Origin of the sequence: Actinomadura sp. WAC 06369, from assembly GCF_003947565.1 — a bacterium.
Lineage (GTDB): Bacteria > Actinomycetota > Actinomycetes > Streptosporangiales > Streptosporangiaceae > Spirillospora > Spirillospora rifamycini.
Genome location: NZ_QHJN01000299.1, coordinates 1 through 5,049, shown reverse-complemented (window position 1 = coordinate 5,049; position 5,049 = coordinate 1). Strand labels below are relative to the sequence as shown.

The following is a 5,049-nucleotide window of genomic DNA, read 5'->3' as shown; positions in this document are numbered from 1 at the left end:
CCGGCGGGCCGCTTCCGGGCCCGCCCGCGGCCGGGGCGCCTTCCGCGTTCGCGGCAGGGGACGGCGGCCCGCCCAGCGGACCGCCCAGAGGGTCGGAACCGGGAGGCACATGGACGGTCGCGTCGCCCAGTCCCGGGCCGGCGGCGAGCGGGTCCGGGAGGGGCGAACCTGGGCCGGCGGCGGGCTGGTCGCCCGCGCCGAGGCCCGGGAAGCCGGCGCCCGGGGCCCCGAGGGGGTCCGACCCGGACGGCACGTGCATGGTCGCGTCGCCGAGGTCGGCGCCCGGTGCGCCGAGCCCGCCACCGGACCCCCCGGACGTCCCGGGCGCGGGGCCGCCCAGGGGGCTCGACCCGGGCGGGACGTGCACGGTCGCGTCGCCGAGGTCGGCGCCGCTCCCGGCACCGGGGAAGCCGCCGGGGCCCTGCGCGCCCGGGAGGTCGAAGCCGCCGAGGGCGTCGGACGGGCCGGGGGGCGCGGGCGCGCCCGGCGGTGCGGCCGGCGGGGGCCCGAAGATCGCCGTTGCGTCGGCTGCCCCCGCGGGTTCGGCGGGGGCGGCCGGAACCTCCGGATCGCCGGGGCGGGGAAGGTGCTGCCCGCCCGGCCACTGCGACCCGGACTCCGGTCGGGGCTGGCTTGGATTACTCACGCGACCTCATCAACAGGGGACAACGACTCGTGCGCCGTCCGAAGAGTACTGTGCGGGCTGGTGAGCGGGGGGAGCGCTGTGCAAGGCGGTACTCCGTTCCGGCTGGTCAACGTCCCTCACCGACGTTTCGGTCGGCGCATCCCTCCTCGATCGTCCGCGGCTCGGGGGCCCGTTGCCCGCGACCGGGGGCGTGCGACGTCGCCGGATGGCTGCCAGCGCCACTTTGACACACTTCGGCCACATAGACCCGAAATTCGCCGTATTCGCGGGCCTCTCGCACTCTTCGTAGCCGGACGGTCCGCGCGCGTGCAATAAAACGACCGTAGAACGCGCGCGTATGCGCGCGCGACAGACCGGACGGAGGGTGGTCCGGCTCTCGTTCGGGGCGGCTTGCGATGACGCGCCCCGGTACGTATCTTTGCGATGTATCGAGCCGATACATTCACTCGATACATCGACCTGAGACATCGGGCTCTGCGGAGGGAACCGGGATGGCGGCCAGGAAGGGCGCGGGCGTGCTGGAGCTCGCCGTGCTCGGGCTGCTGCACGAGTCCCCGATGCACGGGTACGAGCTGCGCAAGCGGCTCAACGCCCTGCTGGGCATGTTCCGGGCGTTCTCGTACGGGTCCCTCTATCCGTGCCTCAAGCAGCTCCTCGCCAGGGGACTGATCATGGAGGACCGGCCGGAGGAGCCCAACGTGCCGCTCGCCCTGCAGAGCCGCCGGTCGAAGATCGTCTACAAGCTCACCGCCGACGGGAAGGAGCGCCTCCAGCAGCTCCTGACCGAGGCCGGTCCGGCGTCCTGGGAGGACGAGGGGTTCGGCGTGCACTTCGCCTTCTTCTCGCACACCCGCGCCGACGTCCGGCTGCGGATCCTCGAAGGCCGGCGCAGTCGGCTCGAGGAGCGCCTGGAGGGGTTCCGCGCCGCGCTGGCACGGACCCGGGAACGGGTCGACTCCTACACCCTCGAGTTGCAGAACCACGGGTTGGAGTCCGTCGAGCGCGAGGTCCGGTGGCTCAACGAGCTCATCGGCCGCGAGCGGGCCGAGCAGGAAAAACTAGCCAAGTCTTCAGAAATTGATCAGGACATGCCTCGGGAGAAGGGCCGCTGACCCAGCGGGCCCGTCGCCTTCGAGGTCGGGTGAAGAACACCACATGTTCCGCAACAGGAGAAGGAGCAACCGGATGGGTTCGGTGCGCGTAGCCATCGTGGGTGTGGGCAACTGCGCCTCTTCGCTCGTCCAGGGTGTCGAGTTCTACAAGGACGCGGCCCCCGAGACGCGGGTTCCCGGCCTCATGCACGTCCAGTTCGGCGAGTACCACGTCGGTGACGTCGAGTTCGTGGCGGCGTTCGACGTGGACGCCAAGAAGGTCGGGATGGACCTGTCCGAGGCCATCCACGCGAGCGAGAACAACACGTACAAGTTCGCGGACGTCCCCCCGAGCGGCGTGATCGTGCAGCGCGGCCACACCCTGGACGGCCTGGGCGAGTACTACCTCGACATGGTGGAGGAGTCGGACGCGCAGCCGGTCGACGTCGTCCAGGCGCTCAAGGACGCCGAGGTCGACGTGCTCGTGTCCTACCTGCCGGTGGGCTCCGAGGAGGCCGACCGCTTCTACGCCCAGTGCGCGATCGACGCGAACGTCGGGTTCGTCAACGCGCTGCCGGTGTTCATCGCCAGCGACCCCGAGTGGGCCGAGAAGTTCACCAAGGCCGGCGTCCCGATCGTGGGCGACGACATCAAGTCCCAGGTCGGCGCGACGATCACGCACCGCGTGATGGCCAAGCTGTTCGAGGACCGCGGGGTCGAGCTGCTGCGCACCTACCAGCTCAACTTCGGCGGCAACATGGACTTCATGAACATGCTGGAGCGCAAGCGCCTCCAGTCGAAGAAGATCTCCAAGACGCAGTCGGTCACGTCGCAGATCCCCCACGAGATGGCGAAGGCCGACGTGCACATCGGCCCGTCCGACCACGTGCCGTGGCTGGACGACCGCAAGTGGGCGTACGTCCGGCTCGAGGGCAAGTCGTTCGGCGACACCCCGCTGAACCTGGAGTACAAGCTCGAGGTGTGGGACTCCCCCAACTCCGCCGGCGTCATCATCGACGCGGTGCGCGCCGCCAAGATCGCCAAGGACCGCGGCATCGGCGGCCCGATCCTGTCGGCGAGCTCCTACTTCATGAAGTCGCCGCCGGTGCAGTACACCGACGACGAGGCGCGCGACGCCGTCGAGCAGTTCATCGCGGGCGAGCTCGACCGCTGACCCCGGCGGGCCGACGCCCGTCCGCGCAAGGCGTGAGGACGCCCCGGCAGTGCCCATGGCACCGCCGGGGCGTCCTTGACTTCTATAGAGAAAACCGTGATGTGTCGTCCTCACGTCACTCTCTGGCCCTACTGTGACACCGCCGGTGATTGCACGCTCCGGTTCCGGGTTCGAGGTGAGGCGTGATGGCACGTGCGGTGGTCAAGGCGGCGGCGGGGTTCGCCGTGCTCGCGGCCGGGCTGACCGGCTGCATCGGCGGGGACGGCGGAGGCGCGTCGGCCGACGAACCGGTCCGGGACGGCGGCGTGCTCCGGATCGTGGGCTCGTCGGACGTCGAGCACCTCGACCCCGCGTCCGTGGCGAGCGTCGGCGCGTACGGGCTCGTCCGGACGTTCGCGCGGACGCTGTTCGGCACCCGCGCGTCCAACGAGTTCGCGGAGACGGTGCCGGTGCAGCCGGACGTCGCGGTGCGGATCCCGACGCGCGACAACGGCGGCGTCAGCAAGGACCGCGAGAAGTACACGGTGCGGCTGCGCGAGGACGTCCTGTGGAACACCGAGCCGCCGCGCCCCGTGACGGCGCACGACTTCGTCCGCGGGTTCGAGCGGCTGTGCAACCCGGCGGCGCCGTCCATCGGCCGGGGCTACTACGTGTCCACGCTCGTCGGGATGCGGGCGTTCTGCGACGGTTTCCTCAAGGTCGACCCGCGCGACCCCGCCGCGATGGCCGCCTACCAGCGCGACCACGGCATCGAGGGCGTCCGCGCCGAGGACGACCGCACGATCGTCTTCGAACTGGAGGAGCCGGCGAGCGACTTCCTGCACCTCCTCGCGCTGCCGTTCACCGCCGCCGCCCCGCACGAGTACGACCGGTTCGTCCCGGACGGCCCCGACTTCCGGCACCACACGATCTCGAACGGGCCGTACCAGATCGCCGAGTACCGGCCGGGGATCTCGTACGTCCTCACCCACAACCCGGCGTGGCGGCCGCACAGCGACCCGCTGCGCTCCCGGCACGTCGACCGCATCCGGATCACCCTCGGCCAGGACTCGCCGGAGGCCGTGCAGCAGCAGCTCGAGCAGGGCACCTCCGACCTCGCCTGGGACCAGCCGGTGCCGACCTCCGCGGTCCCCCGGCTGCGCGACGACCCCCGCTTCGCGATCATGAAGACGCCGAGCGCCAGCCCCTACCTGGTGTTCAACCTGCTGAGCCCGAACAACGCCGGCGCGCTGGGCAAGCGGGACGTCCGGCGGGCGCTCCAGTACGCGATCGACCGCAGCGCGCTCGTCAAGCTCGTCGGCGGCCCGGCCGTCGCGGAACCGCTGCACACGGTGATCCCGGCGGGCAACTCGGGCCACGCCGCCGTGAACCACTACCCGACGCGGAACGACTCGGGCGACCCGGCCAAGTGCCGCGCCCTCCTCGCCCAGGCCGGGCACCCGGACCTCACGCTGAAGTTCCCCTACCGGACGAACAGCCTGCACAAGCTGTTCGCGGAGGCGATCGCCGAGAACCTCGCGTCCTGCGGCGTCACGGCCGAGCTGACGCCCGACACCGGCGGCTCCTTCTACGGCGGGACGATCACCACGCCCGCCCGCGCCCGCGAGGGCCAGTGGGACATCGCGGCGCCCGGCTGGACGCCCGACTGGTACGGCAACAACGGCCGCTCGATCATCCAGCCGCTCTTCGACGGCCGCGCCTACGGCAACGGCTCGACGAACTACGGCGGCTACAACAACCCGCGCGTGAACGAGCTGATCGACGCCGCGCTCACGGCGTCCGGCCCGGAGGAGACCGCCGAGTGCTGGCGGCAGGCCGACGTCCTGATCATGCAGGACGCCGCGATCGTCCCCCTGCTGAACCGCGACCACACGATCTTCCGCTCGTCCCGCGTCCGCAACGCCCGCTTCCTCCCCACCGCCGCCGGCTACGACTACACCCACATCTGGCTCGCCACCGACGACTGACCTTCCGGCGGCCAGACGGCGCCCCAACAGCCGCCCAACTCGCCCACCACCCCACACACCCGGGCCGACCACCTCGGGCGACCAGACGGCACACACACACGCGCGACCCACCCACCACCCCACACGCCCCCCGGGGTTGGCCACGCGCGGCCGGAGGGCACACCCACACGC

At 71.5% G+C, this 5,049-nt stretch carries 3 protein-coding genes and 1 pseudogene; 3 read left to right on the top strand and 1 reads right to left on the bottom strand.

Annotated elements, in window-relative coordinates; genetic code table 11:
* A pseudogene (locus DMH08_RS38500) lies at nucleotides 1-646 on the bottom strand (hypothetical protein); the annotation flags it as partial.
* A 491-nt stretch (nucleotides 647-1,137) separates the two neighbouring features.
* Here DMH08_RS38500 and DMH08_RS38495 point away from each other — a divergent pair.
* The 3 genes from DMH08_RS38495 to DMH08_RS38485 all read left to right on the top strand — a co-directional run bounded on the left by DMH08_RS38495 (nucleotide 1,138) and on the right by DMH08_RS38485 (nucleotide 4,878).
* Nucleotides 1,138-1,758, top strand: a complete 621-nt coding sequence (locus DMH08_RS38495) for a PadR family transcriptional regulator (RefSeq protein WP_026403981.1) — start codon at nucleotides 1,138-1,140, stop codon at nucleotides 1,756-1,758.
* 73 nt (nucleotides 1,759-1,831) lie between these two features.
* Nucleotides 1,832-2,911 (top strand): inositol-3-phosphate synthase, encoded by a 1,080-nt coding sequence (locus DMH08_RS38490; protein ID WP_026403982.1) that lies wholly within the window; start codon nucleotides 1,832-1,834, stop codon nucleotides 2,909-2,911.
* 185 nt (nucleotides 2,912-3,096) lie between these two features.
* On the top strand, nucleotides 3,097-4,878 hold the full coding sequence (locus tag DMH08_RS38485; protein ID WP_125621167.1) for an ABC transporter substrate-binding protein: 1,782 nt from the start codon (nucleotides 3,097-3,099) through the stop codon (nucleotides 4,876-4,878).
* Nucleotides 4,879-5,049 lie beyond the last annotated feature (171 nt).

Bases quoted from the DNA above. Each gene is read 5' to 3' on its own strand.
- DMH08_RS38495 (WP_026403981.1), top strand. From the start codon at position 1,138: ATGGCGGCCAGGAAGGGCGCGGGCGTGCTGGAGCTCGCCGTGCTCGGG.
- DMH08_RS38490 (WP_026403982.1), top strand. From the start codon at position 1,832: ATGGGTTCGGTGCGCGTAGCCATCGTGGGTGTGGGCAACTGCGCCTCT.
- DMH08_RS38485 (WP_125621167.1), top strand. From the start codon at position 3,097: ATGGCACGTGCGGTGGTCAAGGCGGCGGCGGGGTTCGCCGTGCTCGCG.